The 22,356-nt window shown below is 58.6% G+C and carries 15 protein-coding genes; 1 reads left to right on the top strand and 14 read right to left on the bottom strand.

The genetic code is table 11. The features are described from left to right. Nucleotides 1–4 precede the first annotated feature (4 nt). The 14 genes from AB1724_14310 to AB1724_14245 form a co-directional block, all read right to left on the bottom strand. Complete coding sequence (locus AB1724_14310) at nucleotides 5–2,095, bottom strand: tetratricopeptide repeat protein (GenBank protein MEW6078984.1); 2,091 nt, start codon at nucleotides 2,093–2,095, stop codon at nucleotides 5–7. A gap of 179 nt (nucleotides 2,096–2,274) precedes the next feature. After that, nucleotides 2,275–3,213: a lysylphosphatidylglycerol synthase transmembrane domain-containing protein gene (locus AB1724_14305; GenBank protein MEW6078983.1), complete on the bottom strand. Its 939-nt coding sequence runs from the start codon at nucleotides 3,211–3,213 to the stop codon at nucleotides 2,275–2,277. 3 nt (nucleotides 3,214–3,216) lie between these two features. After that, nucleotides 3,217–4,644: a radical SAM protein gene (locus AB1724_14300; protein ID MEW6078982.1), complete on the bottom strand. Its 1,428-nt coding sequence runs from the start codon at nucleotides 4,642–4,644 to the stop codon at nucleotides 3,217–3,219. After that, nucleotides 4,641–5,003: a DUF2304 domain-containing protein gene (locus tag AB1724_14295; protein ID MEW6078981.1), complete on the bottom strand. Its 363-nt coding sequence runs from the start codon at nucleotides 5,001–5,003 to the stop codon at nucleotides 4,641–4,643. The genes AB1724_14300 and AB1724_14295 overlap by 4 nt, the downstream gene beginning before the upstream one ends. Then, nucleotides 4,994–5,710 (bottom strand): glycosyltransferase family 2 protein, encoded by a 717-nt coding sequence (locus AB1724_14290; GenBank protein ID MEW6078980.1) that lies wholly within the window; start codon nucleotides 5,708–5,710, stop codon nucleotides 4,994–4,996. The genes AB1724_14295 and AB1724_14290 overlap by 10 nt, the downstream gene beginning before the upstream one ends. Then, the gene (locus tag AB1724_14285) at nucleotides 5,707–6,357 is read right to left on the bottom strand and encodes a NeuD/PglB/VioB family sugar acetyltransferase (protein ID MEW6078979.1); all 651 of its coding nucleotides are present in this window, start codon (nucleotides 6,355–6,357) and stop codon (nucleotides 5,707–5,709) included. The genes AB1724_14290 and AB1724_14285 overlap by 4 nt, the downstream gene beginning before the upstream one ends. 39 nt (nucleotides 6,358–6,396) lie before the next feature. Further along, nucleotides 6,397–7,506: a DegT/DnrJ/EryC1/StrS family aminotransferase gene (locus tag AB1724_14280; protein ID MEW6078978.1), complete on the bottom strand. Its 1,110-nt coding sequence runs from the start codon at nucleotides 7,504–7,506 to the stop codon at nucleotides 6,397–6,399. A gap of 12 nt (nucleotides 7,507–7,518) precedes the next feature. Next, nucleotides 7,519–8,514, bottom strand: coding sequence for an NAD(P)-dependent oxidoreductase (locus AB1724_14275; protein ID MEW6078977.1), 996 nt, complete (start codon nucleotides 8,512–8,514; stop codon nucleotides 7,519–7,521). Further along, on the bottom strand, nucleotides 8,515–10,803 hold the full coding sequence (locus tag AB1724_14270) for a tetratricopeptide repeat protein (GenBank protein ID MEW6078976.1): 2,289 nt from the start codon (nucleotides 10,801–10,803) through the stop codon (nucleotides 8,515–8,517). Then, entirely contained in the window at nucleotides 10,800–12,647 is a 1,848-nt protein-coding gene (locus AB1724_14265; protein ID MEW6078975.1) for a tetratricopeptide repeat protein, read from the bottom strand. Before AB1724_14265 ends, AB1724_14270 begins: the two co-directional genes overlap by 4 nt. 17 nt (nucleotides 12,648–12,664) lie before the next feature. Next, nucleotides 12,665–14,500, bottom strand: coding sequence for a DUF6056 family protein (locus AB1724_14260; GenBank protein ID MEW6078974.1), 1,836 nt, complete (start codon nucleotides 14,498–14,500; stop codon nucleotides 12,665–12,667). After that, nucleotides 14,490–16,604 (bottom strand): tetratricopeptide repeat protein, encoded by a 2,115-nt coding sequence (locus AB1724_14255; GenBank protein ID MEW6078973.1) that lies wholly within the window; start codon nucleotides 16,602–16,604, stop codon nucleotides 14,490–14,492. Before AB1724_14255 ends, AB1724_14260 begins: the two co-directional genes overlap by 11 nt. Further along, nucleotides 16,597–18,765: a tetratricopeptide repeat protein gene (locus AB1724_14250; protein MEW6078972.1), complete on the bottom strand. Its 2,169-nt coding sequence runs from the start codon at nucleotides 18,763–18,765 to the stop codon at nucleotides 16,597–16,599. Before AB1724_14250 ends, AB1724_14255 begins: the two co-directional genes overlap by 8 nt. After that, nucleotides 18,762–21,179: a tetratricopeptide repeat protein gene (locus tag AB1724_14245; GenBank protein MEW6078971.1), complete on the bottom strand. Its 2,418-nt coding sequence runs from the start codon at nucleotides 21,177–21,179 to the stop codon at nucleotides 18,762–18,764. The genes AB1724_14250 and AB1724_14245 overlap by 4 nt, the downstream gene beginning before the upstream one ends. Before the next feature lie 201 nt (nucleotides 21,180–21,380). Between AB1724_14245 and AB1724_14240 the strand changes: the two genes are divergently transcribed. Then, nucleotides 21,381–22,356 (top strand): hypothetical protein (locus AB1724_14240; protein MEW6078970.1); only part of this gene is annotated, 976 nt, incomplete at its 3' end.

Genomic DNA, 22,356 nt, shown 5'->3' with positions numbered 1-22,356 from the left:
GATATCAATGGTTTTGAATTAAATTTTGATAATACGTTGTGCCCCTGATATTTTCAAGGTCTTTATCGGTCCGCAGCCGCGGCCAGTCGTTATATCCGCCGTCCACGGCTTTTCGCAGGGTCTCCACGGCTCTGCTCCGGTCGTGCTGCAGGGCATACAGGCAGGCCAGGTTGTAAAGAAGTTTGGGGTTGCCCGCCTGTAAGGCGACCAGGGTTTCCATCCATTCGGCGGCTTTTCCGTAATTGCCGGCCTCGCTGAAGATCAGGACCATTTCCCAGATCAGGGCGGGATCGTTTGGTGAAAGTTTCCGTGCCTTTTGCAGGTATTCGATGGCCTCATCGGTCCGGCCGCTTTGCGCCAGGCTGCTGCTCAGATAATAGAGCGCCTGGTCGTTGGCGGGATGAATCGCAACGGCTTTTTGGAACCATGACACGGCCCCGGGAATATCTTTACGGGCCCGTTCGATCAGTCCCAAATTCATGAGCGCCTCGAAGTTGTCCGGTGTTTGTTCCAGCACCCGGTCGAAGCGCTCCCGGGCCTGGTCCAGGTTCCCCTGCTCCCGCAGGATGAAACCCATGGTGTTGAGGGCTTCGAGATGGCCGGGGTCGGTATCAAGGGCCGCGCGGCAATGGGCCAGGGCTTTTTCGTCGTTGCCGGTCAGATGGCAGGCGATGGCCATGGCGTTGTGGATGTCCGTGTAATAAGGGTCCAGCACCAGCCCCCGGGCCAGGGGGGCGATGGCTTCTCCGGGTTTTCCGGCCAGCAGCAGTTCGGACCCGATATTGCAGTAAGGCCTGGCTTGGCCTGGGGATTTAGCGGCGGTATCTTGCCACAAACGGATCGCATCCGTCCAGACCGCGTTTCGCCGGTATGTCCAGAAGCCGCAGACGCCGATGCAGAGGCTTAGAAGGACGACGGCCGCGAATTGGGGGCGGATGTGCCGGTCGGCGAAAGCCGTCAGGGCGATCAGCGGAAAGACCGAGGGCAGGTAGGTGCGGTGTTCATAGATCAGCGCCAGAGGTAGGACGGACGACTCGATGGACAGGGTGATCAGAAACCAGAGAGCGGCAAAGGAGCAGAGGCGGTGCCGCCGGGCGCCGTACAGGGCCGCCGCCAGCATCAGGCCCAGGGCAATCATGGCCGGAAATGTGGAAAGGGGAGCCGTCATGGCCCGCGAGAGAGGAAAGTCCGGATCCAGGTTGAGACGGGCCGGATGGGGGAAAAAGATCAGGCTGACATAATAAATGACCACACCGGCTTCGGTCAGCAGCCGCTGGCCCATGGTAAAGCCCAGCCGGTTGAATCGGCCGTGAAGCATGTCCGGGTTTAGCCCCAGGTAAAGGATGGCCAGGGCGATGAGAAACGCGGCCGCCAGCTCTGTGCCAAAGAGCCAATGCTTCGGCCGGGCGGTGCCCGGGCGGTAAAAGAAAAACCATTCATACAGCGGCAGAACCACTATCAGGGTGGCGGCGTTTTCCTTGGAGGCCAGGGCCAGGACGGCGGCCGTCAGGCAGAGGGCGTACAGCAGGATGCTCCGGCCCTGACTACTCCCGGCGTTCATCCGCGCCCGGATATACAGGTACAGGGCCAGCAGATAGAACAGAGCCGCCATTGAATTCATGCGCTGGACGATATAGGTGACCGATTGGGTGTGGACAGGGTTGACCAGCCACAGGGCCGCGGCCAGAAGCGGGGTCCAGGTGGTATCGTATCCGCCTAGCCGCAAGGTTTCCCGGGCCACCAGCATCACCAGCAGGGCGGTAATAATATGGATGGCCAGGTTGACCGCGTGATATCCTCTGACGTCGTATTGGTGAAAGAAGAAGTTGACGGCCAGGCTGAAGTTGGCCAGTGGGCGGGTGATTAACCGGCTGTCCAGTATCCGGATCATTGCTCCCGGCGTAATCTCGCTCACCCGGATGCAGGGGTTTTCCGTGATATGGGGGAGGTCGTCAAAAACAAACGGCGCGGTAAAGGTGTTGGCATATGTCACCAGGGCCAGGGCTGCCAGGATGATAACCGCCGGCAGCAACCGAAGCACGCGGCCAAAGCCCGATACCGGCGAAGGGGTAACCGTTAGATGATGATTCAGCATCCGGATATTATCACCTGAAACGCTTCTTCCCTTCAACCCCTTTTCCCTTAAACCTTCTGACTAACAAGACTGCAAGTCATTGTTAGTTGTCGGTTTGGTTCCGTGCCCGGCCCGGTTCGGACGCTTAAAACTTAATACTTAATACTTAAAACTTAAAACTTAAAACTTAAACCGTATTTTCATTTTTCAAGCAGGTTTAAAATGCCGCCGATGAAGGCGAAAACCAGCATCTGCGTGAAAAACAGCAGCCCCACGACAACGCCCTGTTCCGAAGGCAGACCGTATAGCGTGAAAAGGTAGGCATAGGCCCCCTCGCGAAGCCCCAGGCCGGCGAAGGTGACGGGCAGCACCTGGATCATCAGCACCAGCGAACCCATCCAGGCGGCCTGTACAATTCCGAAGGATAACCCCATGGCGAAAAACAGAAAGTAGATGCGGACGATATAGAAGATTTGCCAGCAGACGGTCAAAAAAAACAGTAGACCCAGCAGTTTCCATGACCGGTCCTTGAGCTCCAGATTATTCATTAGCAGATAAAGCCGGCTGCTCTCTTTGAGGTGTAATGTTTTTTTGAGAAAACGGTTGGTGACGGATTGGACTTTGGCGTTGAAGAGATACAGCCAGCCGCCCATCAGGATGGTACCGGCGCCCAGTGCCAGCGGGATCAGCCGGTCTCGCAGGACGGTTATCCCCGGGGTCCCATGATCAAACAGCAGCGGGATCAGGCCGAAGCCGATCATCGTCAGGACGAACAGAATCCGTTCATAGGCGGTGACGGCCAGGAAAAAACTCTTGCCCTGCTTGCCGCGGGTGACCTTATACCAGCGCACCGCCTCGGTCCCCACGGCCATGGGCAGAAACAGCGCGAAGAACTGGCCAATGAAAAAGATGACCATCAGGCGCGCCATCGAAAGCGACAGATGGGTTTTTCGTATCAGCCGATGAAATTTAGCGGTGGCGATAAAGGCGCACACCAGCATGACGCCGGTGGACAGAAAATACCAGAACATATCGGTGCGGCTGAGAATCTCGGCTATGATCCGCCAGTCGACCTTGCCGCTGATATAAACGAGTATCAGGCAGGAAAATAGTATACGGATGATATATTTGAAGATCAATTTTTATAAATACAACCCCAGAAAGGTTCTCAGCAGCACAACGTATTTCTTCACATCCTCCAGGGAGTCAATGGATCTGACCAGTCGCCACACCTGAACGGGCCTGACAAAAAATTCAAAATAGGCCTGGCGCTGCATTTTATGTAAATATTCCACGGTCAGCCCCTTGGGCACGAAACTCAAGGTGTCGCCGGGATGACCGGTGCCCAGGGAAAGGTCGTAGTTCACCTCTCCATAGTCGTGCGCTATTTCCCGGACCTTTGAACCCGGCAGAAGCTGCAGAATACAGATATTCACCGTGAAGAGGGGCAGCGACTTGGCCAGATTAATCGTATCTCGTATGGTCTGCCTGGTATCGACCAGATGACCGATGATGAAGAACCCCCTGATTTTAAGGCCTGCTTCATTCGCCCAGCGGCAGGCCTGTCTGGATTCTTCCACGGTTAACGGTTTTTTAATGAATTTCAGGACGTCATTGTTCCCGCTCTCGATCCCGAAAGAAATCAGCCAGCAGCCCGCCTGTTTCATTTTCAATAAAATCGGTTTGTCCACGGTTCTGACATTGGCCGAACAGGACCAGACAATTTTTATGTTTTCATTGATGAGGATGTCACATAATATTTCGATTCGTTTTTTATCGATCAGGAAGGTATCCTCATAAAACAGGATTTCCCTGATATGGTGATCCCGCACCATTTTTCTTATGAAACCGGCAATATATTCCGGTGAATTCAATCTTATTTTTTTGCCCCATATGGAATTGCAGAAAATACAATTAAAGGGGCAGCCCCTTCCCGTGATAAAGGTCACCATCGGCAGCCGTTTATATAGAAGCTGCATGGGCTTGTAATCTTCAAGATTGTCGAGCAGGTGATAGGCGGGATAGGGCAGGGAATCAAGATCGCTGATAAATTCTCTGTTTTTCGTTTTGATGACCTGCCCGTCTTTTCGGTATAAGATTCCGTCTATTTGTGAAATGTCTTTGAGCGATAAATAATAGTCGGCTATGTCGGACATGGTGTACTCGCCCTCGCCGTAAGCGAGGATATCGATACTGTCACAATCGGCCAGATCTTCCGGAAAGACGATGACATGAGGACCGCCGACAACGATGACCGCCGGCGATATGCTTTTGATAAAGACGGCGGTATCGATCACCTGCCGTCTGGCGATCGAGTATGCGGTCATGCCGATGATATCCGGCTTGAAATCGACAATGATTTTCCGGATATTGTCCAGCGTCAATCCCTGCTGGGTATCGGCGTCGATGACGCGAACGATATGGCCCTTTTCTTCCAGGACACCGGCGATGGACAGCAGCCCGTAAGGCGGCAGGTAGCTTCCCACGGATTTGAATTTACCGTAGCGTACGTCTCCGGATATCCGCGGGTTTAACAGCAGTATCCGGCAGTTATTGAGACCCGCGTTCATTTTTTGCTTTCCTTGTCCTTTTTCTCCAGCTGGTAGGTGAGCAGCGCCAGTTCCTGAATGGTTTTGGCCCAGTTACGCTCCATCCGGTCGAATCGGGTGCTGAGGTTGAAGATCAGGGCCAGAAGGATGAAGATAGCCGACAGCAGAACGAACAGCAGCCTTTCCTCCAGATGAACCAGCCGGATGAACCAGTCCAGCAGTTCAGGGAAGAGCCCGAAGAAACCGATGCCGCTCATCAGACAGAGCCACACCACGGCGGAACGGATACCGATGGTCTCTTTTTTGATCTTGGAGAGAACCACGGCAATAATAAGAACCGCAAAAAAGGCGATAAAGACGGTTACGGGTGTTATTCGCATGGCTGCCTCAAATGTCGGTAAGATTTGTCGACCAGCACGCGGGTGATGGCTTTAATGACGCCAAAACCATAGCGCGCCAGTCCTTTATACGAAATACCGCTGGAACGTTCCTTAAGATCGATGGGAACTTCGGCCACGGTCAGGCCGGCCCTGGCGAAACGCAGAAACATTTCCGCCGCCAGGTACTGGGGTTCCAGCATGTCGTTGAGCAGCCCCGCCACCCGGACCAGGGATTCTTTCCGGAAGGCCCGGAAGCCGCACATGGAATCCGTCATGGTATAGCCGCTGAGCCGGTTGATGATCCAGGTGAAATACGGCAGAAACGTTCTGCGGAAAAACGGGGCGGTGCTGTAGTTTGAGCCGAGAATGCGGGAACCGACCACGATATCGGCGCGGGTGGTTTCCAGTTTTTCAATGAACCGGGGAATCTGCGCCGGATCGTGCTGTCCGTCGGCATCCATTTCAATGATGATGTCGCAGTCCTCCGTCAGGGCCGCCTTGAAGCTGGTCAGCACCGCGTAGCCCTGCCCGAGGTTGACCGCGTGGCGGATGACCGCTGCGCCCAGGGAGGCGGCAATCTCCCGGGTGTTATCGGTGGAACCGTCATCCACCAGGATGCATCCATAGCCGCTTTCCCGGATGGCCGTAATAACACGGCCGATGTTTTTGGCCTCGTTCAGGGCGGTCAGGGTGACGATAACGTTCATCCGATCTTCTTCTCCGTGATTCTGGCCGGCGAGCCATAGGCGACGATGTTGTCCGGCAGGTCTTGGAGGACTAAGGATCCGGCCCCGACCACCGTGCCGGCGCCGATGGATACGTTGGGCGCGACCACTGTGCCGGAATAGATCGTGGCCCCCTGCCCGACGGAAACGCCGCCGGCCAGGGTGACACCGGGCGCCAGGTTGACGAAATCGGCGATGCGGTTGTCGTGTTCGACGATGACGCCGGCATGGACCATTACCCCGTTCCCGATGGCGGCAAAGGGCTGAATCACCGCTCCGGCATTGATAATGACCCCGCGGCCGACGGTGGCCAGCGAAGAGATGACGCCGGCCGGATGGATGGCGTTGTCGATTTCAGCCAGCGGCGCCAGCAAATTGAACAATTCCATTTTTAAATGATTGTCGCTGACGCCGATGATAACGGCGCGTCTTTCGTCCTTCAGCAGTTCACGGATCTCCTCCGGGTCAAATCGCCGGATCGGTATGCCGTTGATTTGTCCGCCTGCCCTTTTCCCGATGGGGTCCAGTATCGCTTCCGCCTTCGCGCCGGTTTTTGAAAAAATATCAAGAACGTATTTGCACTGGGCGCCGCAACCGATGATGATATGTCTTGTGCCGATTGGACTCATTATACGGTCATCATGTTTGAGTAGAAAAAACAGGTTGCTTTAAAATTTCCGCAACACCGCTACAATGCGTTCCAGCATTTCTTTCGTCAGACCCGGGTGGTTGGGCAGGCCGATCACCTGCCCGGCCACCTTTTCCACGTTGGGTAGCCGCAGGTCGGCGTAACCGGGGTCGATTTTTTTCATCACCGGCTGCCGGTAGAGAGGCGAATCATACCGCTGCCGGAACTCGATGCGGTTTGTTTTCAGGTGATCCTTCAACCCCTGGATGGTTTTCCCGGATTCTTCCCGGATCATGACCGGGCACCAGAAATAAGTGTGCTTGACGTTCTGTGCAGGCACCGGAACATGTGCCCAGGCCAGTTCTCTGACCCGTTCCAGCAGATACTCCGAGTTGGCGATCCGTTTCCGGTTCAGCTCGTCGAGTTTCCCGAGCTGCACCAGCCCCATGGCTGCCTCCATTTCGGTCATACGGTTGTTGTAGCCCAGCAGCACATGATCGTCCCGGCCGGTCATGCCGTGACTGCGGAGGATTTTGGCCGTTTTGACGATATCCGGGTCGTTGGTGGTGATCATGCCGCCTTCGCCGGTGGTCATATGTTTGGTGGCGAAAAAGGAAAAAGCCCCGGCCCGACCCAGGCTGCCCGTTTTTTTGCCCCGGAATTCAGTCCCGTGCGCCTGGGCGCAGTCTTCCAGGACGGGAATTCCGTGGCGTCCGGCGATTTCCAGCAACCGGTCCATCTTGGCGGCGGCCCCGAACAGGTGCACCGGCAGGATGGCCTTTGTCCGGGGGGTGATCCTGTCTTGCACGCTTGCCGGAGAGAGGCACAGGTCGTCCAGATTCAGATCGGCAAACACCGGCACCGCGCCCAGGTAAAGCACCGAGGAAACCGTGGCGAAAAAGGTCAGGGGGGGGACGATGACTTCGTCGCCCGGGCCGATGCCCATGGCCTCCAGGGCGATGTACAGGGCCGAGGTGCCGTTGCTGACGGCCACTGCGTATGTCGTGCCGATATAGTCGGCAAAGGCGGCTTCAAAGGCCGCTACCTTCGCGCCGGAAACGTAGTTGCCGGACAGGAGCACCTGCCGGACGGCTTCGGCCTCTTCTTCGCCCACGATCGGCTCGGCGACTTTGATGAGGGAATCGGACATATTCGGAAGCCTTCATATATATTTGAAATTGTTGTTGCGGTATTTCCATGATTCCCAGTCCAGACCCAGGCTTTCGAATTTTTCCACCAGTTCGCTGATGCCGTCGGCCACGCTGTACCGGGCCTCCCAGCCGATGGTGTTCTTCAGCCGCTGGCAGTTGATCTGGTAGTCGCGCCGGTCGGTGGGCTTGCCCTCGCTGACCTCGATGACGGCCCGGGGCAGGCGCTGCTGAACGATTTCGGCGATTTCCTTGACGGTCTTGTTGTTCTCTTCCTCGCCCAGATGAAAGATCTTCCGGTCGCGCATGAACCGGGGGGCGTTTAACGTCTGCACCAGGGCGCGGGCGACGTCGTGAACATGGATCAGCGAGCGGTATTGCTTGCCGTCGCCGAAGATGGTCATTTTCCCGGTTTTCCATGCTTTATAGGTAAAAAGGTTGGTGACCAGGTCCAGCCGGGGCCGGGGAGACCAGCCGAAGACCGTGGTCAGTCGCAGTACCGTGGGGTGGAAGTGAGGGATTTCCCGGGCCCGGTCAAAGATAATCTGTTCCGCCCGGAGCTTGGCATGAGCGTAATCGGACAGCGGCGCCGTCGGCGTTTCTTCCGTTACTTCCCGGTAGAGCCCCTTGACATTGCCGTAAACCGAGCAGGAGGAGGCGAAAATAAAATCCCGCACCAGGTCCAGTTCCGGATCGGTGCAGCAGTTGATCAGGGTGCGGGTGCTCTCCACATTGATGGAAAAATGGGCCTTGTGGTTGCTCTGGCAGGCGAATTCACCGACGATTCCGGCCAGATGAATGATGGCGTCCACGCCCTCCAGGGCGTAGATGATGTCCCGGGAATTACGGCAGTCACCTTCAATAACGTCGATCTGATCGCCGAAGGGGTCAATGGACTCACGCCCCCAGTTGAACAGATCCAAGACAACCGGCCGATGGCCGCTTTTCAGCAGTTCGTCCACGACCAGGCACCCGATATAGCCGGCTCCGCCGGTGACCAGTACCCGCATTTACTCCCTCTCTTTCGTCTGATGGTTGGCGATTATTTTTTTAAAATACTCCGTGTTCCGGATAAATTCAATGTCTTTGTCGGTCATTATCTGGTTCCAGTCGTTGTATCCCTTCTCGAGGGCGGTTTGCAGATGGTAAAGGGCTTTTTCCGGCTGTTCCTGCAGAGAGTATACACAGGCCAGATTGTAATGAATCTTGGCTGAATCCGGCAGTAACTCCAGCATGCGTTCGAACATGGTTACGGCCTGCGGGTATTGATAATGAGCGGCATACAGGCTGCCCAGTCGGCTTAAACAGTCAACCGCGTCCGGCTGCAGGGAAAGAACGCGAAGGTAATGCTCCAGGGCCGGGACGGGCATGCCGGCTTTTTCGTATGTTTCCGCCAGGCGGAAATGCGTCTGCGGATGGTCCGGCTGCCGCAGGAGTTCCTGTCGCAGCCGGGAGATCTCTTCCACCTGGGTATCAATTAGATATGTAATCCGTTTCAAGTTGTTATACGCCTCGACATGAAAGGGATCGATGTCCAGCGCCCGGTTGAAACAGGCCCTGGCTTCGTCCGTCATGCCTTTCTTGAAACAGGCAATGCCCAGGTTGCTCCAGGCTTTGACAAAATAGGGATCCAGTTCCAGGGCACGATGAAGGTGAACAATGGCCTGCTCGATGTTGAGCTGCCGCATCAGGGCCACCCCCAGGTTGTTGTGAGCCTTTTCATAAAAAGGGTTGAGCCGGAGGGCTTCCCGGAAGGCCGTAATAGCGGTTAAAATTTTGTTCATGGCCATCAGGGCGAGGCCGCGGTTATAGTGGCCGTCATAGTATTCGGGTTCAATGGCGACGGCTTTGTCAAAAAGGCCCAGGGCTTCATTCGGCCGGTTCTGATCCATCAGGATGGTTCCCAGGTTGCTCAATGCACTGAGCCACTCGGGATCATATCGCAGTGCTTCCTGAAAGGATTGGCGGGCGGCTTCGATTTTGTTAATGTCCTTGAACGCGACTCCCAGATTGTTCAGGATGCGGGGGCTGAAGGGGGTTTTGGTGTTGCAGTCCTGCCAGAAGGTGAGGGGATCGGCCCAGACCCGGTTGCGCCGGTATGTGCCCCAGGCGCAGAGGGCGATCAGCAGGCAGATCGCTATGGCTCCGGCCGGGGCCGGTTTGATCCGGCGGGTCAGGAAATGGGCCGCCGCGATGGCCGGAAAAACCGAGGGCAGGTAGGTGCGGTGCTCAAAAATCAGGGCCAGCCCCAGAAACGACGACTCGATGGCCAGGGCGGCCAGAAACCAGAAAACGGAAAAAGCGTAAAGCCGGTGTTTCCCGGCCGCGACCACGGCGACGGCCGCCAGGGCCGCCAGGGCGCAAATAGCCGGCAGGGTAATGGCCGGCTGCAGCATGGAGTCGGCTGCGGGAAACCGGTAATCCAGGTTGAGCCGGTCCGGGTGGGGAAACAGCAGCAGCGTCAGATAATACAGGATGACCCCGGGCTCGGTCAGCAGCCGCTGGCCTGGCGTGAAATCCAGTTTGGCGTACATTCCCGCCAGTTTTTCAAAGGGGTGCCCCGCCGTCAGCACGAGCGCGGCGACAACCGCGGCCAGAGCGGCCGGGCCTATCCAGGCGAGCTGCTTTTTCAGCCAGGCCCGGCTCAAGTCCTGGAAAAAGAACCATTCATAGAGCAGGAGGAGGACCGGCAGGATGGCGGCGGTCTCCTTGGCGGCCAGGCCGCACAGGCCGGAAAGCGCGGTTCCGGCCAGCAGGATCAGCGGCCGGTAACCGGTCCGGCCTTGCCGCTGCAGCCGCCGGGCCGTGATGTAGCAGACCATGGCCAGGAGCACGAACATGGCCGACAGGGCGTTCATGCGCTGGACGATATAAGTGACCGACTGGGTATGCACGGGGTTGACCAGCCACAGGGCCGCGGCCAGAAAGGCCGTCCCCGCCCCCTGTTTACCGTCCGGTCCGGGGGTGAGCCGGGCGACCAGAAACACCAGCAGGGCCGAGAAGATATGGATGGCCAGGTTGACCAGGCGGTATCCGGCCACGTCATATCGGCCGATGTAATAATTGAGGGCAAAGGAGGCGTAGGCCAGGGGCCGGTTGCCGAACTGGTTTTCCATCACCACGGCCAAGGCGTCCGGGGTGACGGCCGTCAGGCGGATGCGCGGGTTGTTGACGATGTTGTCGATGTCGTCGAATACAAAGGGCGCCCGGAGTGCCGGCGCGTACAGAGACCAGCCGGCGGCGGTGCATAAGGCCGCGACAAGAATGATTCCGGACAGGAAGCGAATCGGTCTGATCATGGAGTTATTTTAATCGAATTGGAAAGGTTGTAAAGGTTTTCCCGGCACTGCCCGGTCCGGGGGTGTTGTTCTCCCAGATGCCGGCGGTAAATATTCAGGGCGGTTTCCAGGTGGTCCCGGGCCTGGTCGATGAATCCCGCGCCGGCCAGGGCCAGGCCCAGGTTGTTGTGCAGGTCGGCCACTTCCGGATGGTTGGAGCCCACGGCCGCTGTTCGGGCGGTCAGGGCTTTCCGGCACCAGTAGACGGCCTGGTCAAAATCCCCGTTTCGGCCGTACAGGACGCAGAGGTTGTTATACACCCCGGAGGTCATGAGGTGGGCAGGACCCAGGCGGCGGCTTAAGATGTTCAACGCCCGGCGGTAACTGTCGGCGGCGTTTTCGACGTCACCCAGGCGGTCGTAGGCAACGCCCAGGTCGTTCCAGGTTTCCCCGGTCCGGTAATGATCCGGGCCGACGGTGTCCAGCCGTATGCTCAACGCCTGGCGGTACGCCGCGACGGCTTTCCGGTCATCCCCGCCAGCCTGATAAGCCCGACCCAGGTTATGATAGGGCCTGGCCGAGTGCGGGGATTTTGCGGCGGCGTCCTGCCAGAGAGTCAGTTCATCCTGCCAGACCCGGTTGCGCTGACGGGTCCAGAAGCCGGACAGAATAATGGCGGCGACTAGAAGGCAGACGGCCGCCGGCCTGGATTTGACGATATGAAACACGAACGCGGTCAGGGCCATGAAAGGGAAGATGGACGGAAGATAAGTCCGGTATCCCCACATCAGTTCCAGCCCGATGACCGATGATTCGATGACCAGGTTGGCCAGAAACCAGATGACGGCGAAAGACAGGAGTCGATGTCGTCTGGCCGTGATGACGGCGCCGGCGAACAGCGCGGCCAGGGCAATGCCGGCCAAGAGGGTGACGGCCGGAGAAATCAGGGAAGAGGACAGGGGAAAATCATAGTCCAGGCTGAGCCGGGACGGATAAGGAAAGAGCAGCAGGGTAATATAATAAAGGATGACCCGGGGTTCGGTCAGCAGTCGTTGGCCCATGGTAAAGGGCTTGTCCGCATAAGATCGCAGGATGGCCTGAACCGGAGAGGCATCCAGGAAGAACAGCGCCAGGCCGGCTGCGACCAGGACCGCCAGGCATGCCCACGGCAGTTTTTTCTTCAGCCAATCGACGCTCAAGTCCTGAAAGAAAAACCATTCGTACAGGGCCAGCATGACCGGGAGGGTGGCGGCGTTCTGTTTGGAAGCCAGGGCCAGAAGGCCGGCAATAAGACTGAAGGCGAACAGGACGATGCCGGCGGATCTGCTGCCGCGGGCGGACAGGGCGGTTTCCCTGGCCCGGATATAACCGTACAGGGAGAGTATGAAAAAAAGCGCGGCCATTGAGTTCATGCGTTGCCAGATATAGGTTACCGACTGGACGTGAAGTGGATTGACCAGCCACAGCAGGCCGGCCATGACGGGGATAACAAGGGATGAATTCCGGCAGCGGACGAGGGTGCGGCGGCAGACCAGAAAGACGAGCCAGGCCGTGACGGCATGGATCAGGAGGTTGAACAGGTGGTAACCCGTAACGTCCCGGCGGCCGAGGCGGTAGTTGAAGGCGAAAGTCAGGCTGGGCAGGATCCGGGGGGAAATATTTTCCATGGTGATCCGGGTCACGTCGGCGATGTTTCCCGGCGTTATTTCAGTCAGCAGAAGATGCGGATCGTTTAAAAACCCGAAATCATCCAGAACAAAAGGGGCTTTGAGGACGTTGGCATAGAGCAGGATGGTCGCCAGGGCGAAAAAGACCGGGACGGCCATGGCAACACCCCTTTGAGATCGGGTGGCCTTGCGGATCATGTCTTTCCCCCCTCTCCTTACGGCTCACCATCCGCCGGGACTTCCAGGGCGGACAGGTTGTCTTGGGCGGTTCTGGTGTAGGGATGATCTTCACCAAGAAGGAGGCGGAACAGCATCAGCGCCCGGCGGTAGCACGCTTCCGCCTGGCGGCGATCGCCAACGGCGCCGTAGGCCACGCCCAGGTTGTTGTAAATTTCGGCGATATCCGCATCCGGCGGGCTGGTCGCGCCAGTCCAGACGGCCAGGGCCTGTTGATAGAGCCCGATAGCGGCGCCGGGGTTTCCCAGACGCTGTTCCGTTATGCCCAGGTTTTTGAAGATCTGAACGGTCAATGTTCGATCCGGCCGGCCGGCCTTTTCATCGTGCCGTAATGCCAGCTCAAAATACTCCCTGGCTTCCTGGAACCGTCTGGTTTTCAGCAGGGAAGCGCCGAGATTGTTGCCGATATTGGCGATTTCCGGATGACCGCCGCCCAGACGGCTGATGGCCAGGCCCAGGCTTTGACGGTAGAAATCGATGGCTCCGGCAGAATCGCCGGCGCGGTCCAGGGCCAGCGCCAGGTTGTGGCAGGCCCGGGGGTTGGCCGGCGTTTTCATGACGCCGTCCCGCCAGAGTGAGTACTCGTTTTGCCAGTGACGGTTGCGCTGCCAGGTCCAGAGTCCGCCGACACCGATGGCGACTGCCATGAGAAGTACTCCCGCCCGGCGGGGGTGAACGTACCGTAACATCAGGGTGACGCCGGCCATGACCGGCATGACCGTGGGCAGATAGAGACGATGTTCGAAGACCGGCGCCAGTCCGATGACCGATGATTCGATGGCCAGATTGCCGAAAAACCAGGCAATGGCAAACGACAGGAGCCGGTTCTTACGGGCCGAGACAACGGCCATGATCACCAGGGCCGCCAGGGCCGCCAGTGACAGCAGGGTGGTGGCCGGATCGGTCAGCGCCCGGGCCTGGGGGAAATCATAGTCTAAAATCAGCCGGTTCGGGTGCGGGTAAACCAGCAGGGACAGATAGTAGGCGATCACCGCCGGCTCGGTGAGTAACCGTTGCACCGGCGTGAACGGCTGGTCCTGATATGTCGCGGCGATCCTTTCCAGCGGATGCCCTCCGAGATAGAAGAAGGCGATCAGGCCGCACACCAGGATGACCATGCCCAGGCGGGGAAGATGCTTTTTCAGCCATTTCCGGTCCAGATTCTGAAAGAAAAACCATTCATACAGAAAAAGAAACGCCGGCAGGGTGGCGACCGTTTCCTTGGAAACCAGGCCGAGCACGCCGGCCAGGAGGCAGCCGACAAAGCCGGCGGCGACCTTTCCTCCTCCGGCACCGCTGACCCGGGATTCTCTGGCCTGAACATAACATGACAGAGAAAGAAGGTAGAACAGGGCCGCCAGAGCGTTCATGCGCTGGACGATGTAGGTTACGGACTGGGTATGGATCGGTATGACCAGCCAGATTAAGGCGGTGAAAAAAGCCGCCAGGTCGCTTTCCGTTCCGGAGCGGCGGAGGGTTTGCCGGGTCAGGCGAAAGATCAGCCAGGCGGTGATCACGTGAATGAGCAGGTTGACCAGGCGGTATCCGTGGGCGTTAAGCCCGTGAACGGCGTAATTGAGCGCAAAAGAGGCCATAGCCAGGATACGGTTGCATGGCGGCCGGCACAAATCCCTGAACGCTTCCGCCGTGACGCCCTTCATCCGGATCTGGGGATTGTCGACGATCAGCCCGTAATCGTCGAATACGAACGAGGCCGGGAAAGAATTGGCGTAAATCCCCGCGGCCATTACGGCAAGAACGATGAAACCCGCCAGGCTGATCATGACCCGGAAAGGCTTTTGACTAATCGTCATGGGCCGTTTCCTCCGATTCCGGGCCGGCGGCCGGTTCCAGGCCGGATAACCTTTCCAGGACGGTCCGGGTGGCGGGATGGCCGTCGCCGAACCGGTCCCGGAAAACGGTCAGGGCCTGTCGGAAATGGGTTGCCGCCAGACCGGCGTCGCCCCGGGCCAGGCAGGCCAGGCCCAGGTTGTAATCAATTTCCGCGGAAGAAGGATGCCGGGGCCCCAGGAGCCGGAGCCGGATGGCCAGGGCCTGGTTGAAACAGGCGAGTGCCCGGGGTACGTCGTTCTGGCGCAGGGCCACCATCCCCAGATTATTCCAGGCGGTGGCCGTGCGGTTGTCTTCATCCCCCGCTTTATGACGAAACACCCGCAGCGCTTCCTGAAAACAGGCCGCGGCCCGATTATAATCCCTCTGGCGCTCGTAAACCAGTCCCAGATTGTTCAGCGACTCGGCGGCCTCCATGCTGTCCGCTCCGGCCCCTGAAATCCTCATTTCCAACGCCTGGCGGGCATGGGACAGGGCCAGGTCCACATCGCCGGTCCGGAGATAAGCCACCCCCAGGTTATTGTGAATTTCAGCGGTATCCAGCCCCTCGGCCGCGAAGCTTTCCGTCTGAACGCTTAAGGCCGTCCGCAGGCTTGTGATGGCCTCCTGATAAGCTCCTGTTTCCAGCAGCGCCGCGCCGAGGCTGTTGTTGATCTGGGCGATTGCCGGGGACCCTTTTTCCAACCGGCGGCCGGCCAGGTCCAGGCTTCTGCGAAACCATTGGATGGCCTGGGGGTAATCACCGGAACGTTCCAGCGCCAGACCGAGGTTATGGCAGGCCCTGGCGTTTCCCGGCGCTTTTTTGACACTGTCCCGCCAGAGATCGATATGGGTCAGCCACACGCCATTTCGCTGCCAGGTCCACAGGCCGCACAGGCAGATCGCTGCCGTCAGGACAAAAACCCCTGTTCTGGCGGGCCGGATATGAGCGGCTGCCGACGCGACAACGGCCATGACCGGAAATATCGACGGCAGGTAGGTGCGGTGTTCGAAGATGAGGGGCAGGCCGATGAACGAGGACTCGATAGCCAGGTTGCCCAGAAACCAGAAAATGGCGAACGACGGCAGCGGGTGTTCCCGGGCCGCGGCTATTGCCAGGACGATCAGCCCGGCCAGGGCTGCCAGGGCCGCTATCGTGGGAAGCGGGTCCATCAGCGACAGCGACAGAGGAAAGTCGTAATCCAGGGTCAGCCGGTCCGGATGGGGGTAGAGCAGCAATGACACAAAGTAGATGACCACCCGCGGCTGGGTCAGCAACCGCTGGCCGGGGGTGAACGGCTTGTCCCGGTACGTCTCGGCTATCCGTTCCAGGGGGTGGCCGCCAAGACAGACAACGGCAAGAAACCCGCATAAAATTCCGATGATCAACAGCCAGGGGAAACGTTTTTTCAACCAGGCGGCGTCCAGGTTCCGGAAGAAGTACCATTCATACAGAAAGAGGAATGCCGGCAGGGCGACGATCGTTTCCCTGGCGGTCAGGCCGACCAATCCGCACAGGGCGCATCCGGAAAACAGGATGGCCGCTTTTTTTTTGCCGGCGTTCATGCCCAGACGGATCCGCCCCTGAATATAGCATATCAGTGCCAGCAGGTAGAACACCGTGGCCAGCAGGTTCATGCGTTTGACGATATAGGTGACGGATTGAATGTGCGGCGGCAGCGCCAGCCAGAGAAGGCAGGCCAGCAGCGGTGTCGATCGCGTGTTCTGATGCATCATGCCCAGAGTAAGCCGCGTCAGATAATATACCAGCAGGGCGTTGACAATATGGAGAGCAAGATTGACGAGGCGGTAACCGGTGACATCCAGGCGGTGTAGAGCGTAGTTCAGTAGAAACGTCAGTTTGGCCAGGGGGCGGCGGGCGGAAGGGCCTTCAAATAAATTGGTCAACGCCTGCCAGGTAAGGCCGCTGACCATGATCTGGGGGTTGTCGGCAATAATACCGTCATCGTCAAACACGAACGGCGCCGACAGCGTATGGCCATAGACCGCCAGGGCAACCAGAACCACTATACCCGCCGCGGCCAGCGGGTGATGCAGCAGGTTGGAGTGGGGGCAGCGCCTATTCATCGGCCTTTTCACCGGATCTGGTCGTAAGCGCTCTCATTTGTTGGCTGGCACCGGCATGTTCCGGGTGGTCGGCGAGGACTTTCCGGCACTGGGCAACGGCCTCGTCCGTCAGGCCCTGTCCGGCCAGAGCCGCCGACAGGGCCAGCCGCGCCTTGGAAAAATCGGGCCGCAGGGCCAGGGCCTTTTCCAGGTGCGTCCTCGCGTCCTGGTATTTTTCCTGCCGCACCAGGAAAAGACCGAGTTCGGCGCGGGCGACCGGAGCGTCCGGCGCCAGGTAGACCGCCCGGAAAAGATGAAACGCCGCCGTCACGGGGTCGTTCAGCTTGTCGTAAGCGATGCCGATATTAATATTGGTTTCCGCCAGGTCGGGCGACAGCTCCAGGGCTCTTTTCAAGTGGGGCAGGGCTTCCCCGGCATCGCCGGTCCCCAGGAAGATGGCCCCAAGATTGTTTGCTGCGGCGGCGTTTCCCGGGTCCAGTTCCAGTGCCCGGCGGCCGTGGCGGATGGCCGGTTCCACCTGACCGGCCTGATAATAGGCCCTGCCCAGGGCGTTATGAGCTTCGGAATCGCTCGGGCAAAGGCGAACGGCGGTTTCCAGCAGCGGCAAGGCTTCCACCGGGCTTCCCTTTTCGGTCGCGATGATACCCATGCTTGTCAGGGCTCCGGCGAAATCCGGCTGCAATGAAATGGCCTGCCGGAATTCGTTTTCCGCCGCCGCCATATCTCCGGATTGATAGGAGAGCAACCCCCGGTTGTAGTGAACCGGCCCTTTTTCGCCATGGGGGAGAGCCAGGGCTTTTTCATACTCGTCCCTGGCCTTTTCCACCTCCCCGGCTTCGGCCAGGGCCAGTCCGTAGTCATTCCGGGGGGAGACCAGCCGCGGCGACTTCATGCAGCCGTCTCGCCAGAAGGAGACCCGGTCCTGCCAGGTGATGTTCCGCTGGTACGTCCAGTACCCGCCGGCAATGATGATCCCACCGGCCAGAATGATCGCCACCCCCCTGGACCGGACGAGCCGGATCAGGAGGGCGGCCGCGGCCATGGCCGGGAAGATTGAGGGAAGATACAGGCGGTGTTCGAAAGCCATGGCCAGACCGATCAGGGAAGACTCGACCGCCAGGGACCCCAGATACCAGAAAACGGCAAATGACAGCAGCCGCTGTCGCCGGGCCGTTTTTACGGCCAGGACGACCAGGGCCGCCAGGGCCGCCAGGGCCAGCGCGGTTGTCACCGGGTCGGTGACAGCACGGGAGATGGGGAAATCATAGTTCAGGGTCAGCCGGTCCGGATGGGGATAGAACAGCAAAGACAGATAATAGACCAGAACCGACGGCTGGGTCAGCAGGCGCTGTCCGGGGGTGAACGGTTTGCCTTGATAGGTGTCCGCTATCCGCGCCAGGGGGTGGCCGCCCAGATAGATGCCGGCGAAGAAAACGCACAACAGGATCGCCAGAAGCGGCCACCGCCAACGCCGCCGCAGCCAGCCGCTGTCCAGGTTCCGGAAAAAAAACCACTCATACAGGAAGATAAATGCCGGCAGGGTGGCGACAATCTGCTTGGACATCAGGCCGGCCAGCCCGGCCAGGCAGCAGCCGGAAAACCACAGGGCGGTGACGCCTTTGCGGGCGTCCCGCTCCTGACGGGTTCGGGCCCGGACATAGCAGATCATGGCCAGGAGGTAGAACAGGACGGCCATGGCGTTCATGCGCTGGACAATATAGGTTACGGACTGGGTATGCGCGGGCTGGACCAGCCAGAGCATAGCGGTCACCAGAGACGGGAAAAAGGGCTTGCTTCCCGTCAGGCGAAAGGTCTGCCAGGCCAGACAGAAAACCAGCCAGCCGTTAAATACATGCAGAAGAAGATTGGTCAGATGGTAACCGCTTTCCCGATATTGATGCAGGTAGTAATTGGCGGCAAAAGTCATTAGGGGCAGGATCCTGCCCGCGGGGTTGTTCCTTATGGCATCAGTGAGTTGCTCTTTGGTTAGCCGGGTCAGGCGGATATGGGGATTTTCGCTGATCAGGGAGAGGTCATCGCAATAAAACGGCGCCGTAAGAGAATTGCCGTAGACCAGCGCGCCGATGGCGTAAATCATCAGAAAAACGGCCGGAGCCGCTTTCCGGAAAACCATGGCGCTGTCGGAATGGCCGGGGGTCATGGGGTGTCTTTCAGGTTATTCATCATCTGTTGAAAGCGAGGCGTGCCGCGGATCGATTCCAGATCCGGATCCGTCCGCAACGCCTTAATATCATGGTATCCTTTTTCCATCGCCTTTTCCAGTTGACCCAGGGCCCTGTCGGTCTGGTTCTGCCGGGCATACAGGCAGGCCAGGTTGAATGACACCGTCGGGGCTTCGGGCAGCAGTTTTTCCAGTTTTTCCAGGATCCCGGCGGCTTCATTGAATGCCTGGCCGTTGGCCAGTGCTACCGCCAGCTGGTTGAGCAGTTCCGGGGTGTCGGGAACGACCGACAAAGCCCTGCGGTAGTAGTAGACGGCTTCGTTCCATTGCTGTTTTTTTTCGCTGATCAGGGCCAGTTTTGCCAGAACCGCGGGATCGTCCGGTGACAGATCCAGAGACCGGGTCAGCTCCGTCCGGGCCTCATCCAGGCGGTTGGCGGCCAGCAGCCCCGATCCCAGTTCGGCCCGGGCCAGGGCCATTTTCGGCAGGGCTTCCGCGGCCCGGGTGAGACAGGCGACGGCCTCTTCCGGCCGGTTCAGCCGGTTTAAGGCGATGCCGGCGTTTAAATTGGCCTGGGGATGGGACGGTAACCGGTCGAGCACCCGTTTCAGGTGAAACAGCCCCTGGTGCGGATTCCCCCCATGCTGCAGCAGGGCGCCCAGCATGACTTCGGCGTCGGCGAAATCGGGATCCACCGCCAGGGCCCGGCGGCAGAGATCCATGGCCCGGTTGATGTTTCCGTCTTTCTGGTAACCGGCCCGGGCCAGCAGGGGATAGGCGGGTGTCAGCCATGGGGACAGACGGACCGAGGTCTCCAGGTGGGTGACGGCCTCGTCCAGACGATTTGACGCCAGCAGGGCGCTGCCCAGGTTCATGTGCGCTTCCGCCAGGTTCGGATTGATCTGGACGGCCCGCTGGCCGTATTCAATGGCCTTTTCGGTGTCGCCCAGGGCATCATACATTCTGGCGATATTGTTATAGGCGTCAGCCGTGTTGACTTTGGGCGGGGAAAGGGCGATGGATCGAAGACAGGCGGTGATCCCTTCTTCGTTCCGGCATTGTTTGCCGAGGGCCATGCCCAGGTTGTTGTAGGCGATGAAACTGGCGGGCGACTTTTCAATGGCGTCCTGCCAGAGGCGGACGTCGTCGGTCCAGACCCCGTTCCGCTGCCGGGTCCAGAACCCGCAAACGGCGATCAGCAGAACGATCGTTGCCATGGCCAGCCGACGGGGGGCGATGCGTTGCATGAGAACGCAGACCATGGCCATGAACGGAAAAACCGAAGGAAGATAGGTGCGGTGCTCGACCAGCATGGCCAGGCCAATGACGGACGATTCCACCGCCAGGACCCCCAGAAACCACAGGATGGCAAAAGAGAACAGGCGGTTGCCGCGGGCCTTGCGGACGGCGGCGATAACGGCCAGCGGCAGCAGAACCAGCGCGGGCAGGGTGGTGGCGGGACGGGTCAGGGCCGTGGAAACCGTCACCCAGTGATCGACGGTCAGTCGTTCCGGCAGGGGCAGCAGCAGCAGGGAAATATAATGAACGATCACCCGGGGCTGGGTCAGCAGGCGCTCCCCCATGGTAAAGGGCTTCTTCTCATAGGTGGCCAGGATGGCCGTGACCGGGTCGCCTTTGAGGTAGATGAAGACAAGGACGGTGAGGGCGGCCGCCATGGCAAACAGGGTCGTGGCCTGTCTGCGGATGAAACCGGCTTCCAGATCGCGGATAAAAAACCATTCATAGAGGAAAATCATCAGCGGCAGGGTGATGGCGCTTTCCTTGGAGGCCAGGGCGCATATTCCCGATACCCCGCTGCCGATCAGCCACAGAAACGCGACGGCCCTGGGGCGCCCGGCGTCCGGTGAAACCGTTCTGGCCCGGATGTACATGACCAGAGCGGCGAGGTAAAACAGGGCGGACAGGGAGGTCATCCGCTGGATAATGTAGGTGACCGACTGGGTGTGAACCGGATTGACCAGCCACAGGGCGGCGGTCAGAAAAGGCGCCGCCGGAATTTCTTTTTTCAGCAATGCCAGGGTCTGCCGGGTCAGAAGATAAACCAGCAGCCCGTTGATCAGATGAATGAGCCAGTTGACCGCATGATAGCCGGAAACCTGGTAGCCGTGAAAATAATAATTCAGGGCGAAGGACAGCACGGGAATCGGGCGGGTGATGGAGCGGCTCCGGAAAACGTCGGCCAGGAAGGACAGGGACAGGTCCCGTACCCGGATATGAGGATTTTTCGGGATGTTGAGGATGTCGTCAAAAACAAAGGGGGCCCGGAGGGTATTGCCGTAGACGGCCAGACACAACAGACCCAGGGCAATAAAGACGACCGGTATCCGCCACCGCTCTTTCCCGGGCGCCAGAGGTTCGATGATCGCGTGCATGCAAGAGGACATTAAGTGTTAAGTGGTTAAGTGTTAAGTGTTAAGTGGCTACGGGGTTATACATCGCATAAGTGTCAGGTGAATTCAAGAACCTTCAAGTTACTTGATCACTTAACCAAAATTTCTCCTTGACATTTTTTCGCGATTCGGCAACCATAATTCATAAACACTGTTCGCGGATACAAATTCAGGTGCTTGATTATGATCGATCACGCTGTACGATGGCGGGAGATGATTCGTTTCGGATTCAAGGTCCGGCTAGAGATGACCTTTCGGATAATGCTCCTGTTGCTGCTGGCGACATTTATGCCGTTACCCGGTATGGCCGGTATGGACGTCATGACCAATCATGAAATGGGTGAGCTGGAAGGCGGCAAAATGTGTGAACTGGCCATCAGCGACCCGAACTATTACAGCTCCACCACCTCCGTTACCGTGGTCCGGTTTGCCAGCGATATTTACCTGGAAGCATACGGAGAAGTCGGTGCCCTCAAAATGGGGGACTACCCCCGCTCGGTGGCCGAACTGGGGGACATGGCCTCCATGGACTCCAACTACACCATGGTTTTCGGTCCGCAAGACCGCGCCGGCCCGAGGGGTGGGGGGAGTCAAATTAATGCAAGTTACACGGGTACCGGGACCGATAACCCCTACATGACCAATACCAACCGGGTCGACCGGATTCATGACCGTTACATGGGCACCGGCTCCGGCACCCTCGATCTGGGCACATCCGCCTATCTGCAGTCCACCAACGCCCCCTGGCAGAACTTCGGGTCCTACCTGGCCACCCATTATCCTGAAACTCAGTGGGACATCAACTGGGAGGCCATGAAAACCGGGCTTTCCGCCGAATACCCCTTGCGGATTTACGGTCTGGTGTTGAGGGCGGAGTTTGATCACTGGGGCACGTCCCGTCAGCAGTTACGGCGATTCGTGATCGGCTCCAACAATCTTTACGGTTATGCTTCGGCCCGGCCCCTGGTGAGCAGCGGCTGGCTGAACGCTGAAATGGCCCGGCTCAATAACGCCGTCATGCCGCTGGTGCGGCAGACCTGTTTTCAGGTCCAGCGGGATCCGATCATGGATCAGTACTGGTCCCTGTCCAGTTTTTATTTCAATCCCGACAACACCGGGGCCCATGGCTCCTTCCGCCAGTTCTGGTTTAATACCTGCA

Source organism: Thermodesulfobacteriota bacterium (genome assembly GCA_040753795.1).
Taxonomy (GTDB): Bacteria; Desulfobacterota; Desulfobacteria; order Desulfobacterales; family Desulfosudaceae; genus JBFMDX01.
This window is presented reverse-complemented; position numbering and strand designations above follow the sequence as displayed.

Coding starts and splice junctions, on each gene's coding strand:
- AB1724_14310 (MEW6078984.1), bottom strand. CDS start 2,095: ATGCTGAATCATCATCTAACGGTTACCCCTTCGCCGGTATCGGGCTTT.
- AB1724_14300 (MEW6078982.1), bottom strand. CDS start 4,644: ATGAACGCGGGTCTCAATAACTGCCGGATACTGCTGTTAAACCCGCGG.
- AB1724_14295 (MEW6078981.1), bottom strand. CDS start 5,003: ATGCGAATAACACCCGTAACCGTCTTTATCGCCTTTTTTGCGGTTCTT.
- AB1724_14290 (MEW6078980.1), bottom strand. CDS start 5,710: ATGAACGTTATCGTCACCCTGACCGCCCTGAACGAGGCCAAAAACATC.
- AB1724_14285 (MEW6078979.1), bottom strand. CDS start 6,357: ATGAGTCCAATCGGCACAAGACATATCATCATCGGTTGCGGCGCCCAG.
- AB1724_14280 (MEW6078978.1), bottom strand. CDS start 7,506: ATGTCCGATTCCCTCATCAAAGTCGCCGAGCCGATCGTGGGCGAAGAA.
- AB1724_14275 (MEW6078977.1), bottom strand. CDS start 8,514: ATGCGGGTACTGGTCACCGGCGGAGCCGGCTATATCGGGTGCCTGGTC.
- AB1724_14270 (MEW6078976.1), bottom strand. CDS start 10,803: ATGATCAGACCGATTCGCTTCCTGTCCGGAATCATTCTTGTCGCGGCC.
- AB1724_14265 (MEW6078975.1), bottom strand. CDS start 12,647: ATGATCCGCAAGGCCACCCGATCTCAAAGGGGTGTTGCCATGGCCGTC.
- AB1724_14260 (MEW6078974.1), bottom strand. CDS start 14,500: ATGACGATTAGTCAAAAGCCTTTCCGGGTCATGATCAGCCTGGCGGGT.
- AB1724_14255 (MEW6078973.1), bottom strand. CDS start 16,604: ATGAATAGGCGCTGCCCCCACTCCAACCTGCTGCATCACCCGCTGGCC.
- AB1724_14250 (MEW6078972.1), bottom strand. CDS start 18,765: ATGACCCCCGGCCATTCCGACAGCGCCATGGTTTTCCGGAAAGCGGCT.
- AB1724_14245 (MEW6078971.1), bottom strand. CDS start 21,179: ATGCACGCGATCATCGAACCTCTGGCGCCCGGGAAAGAGCGGTGGCGG.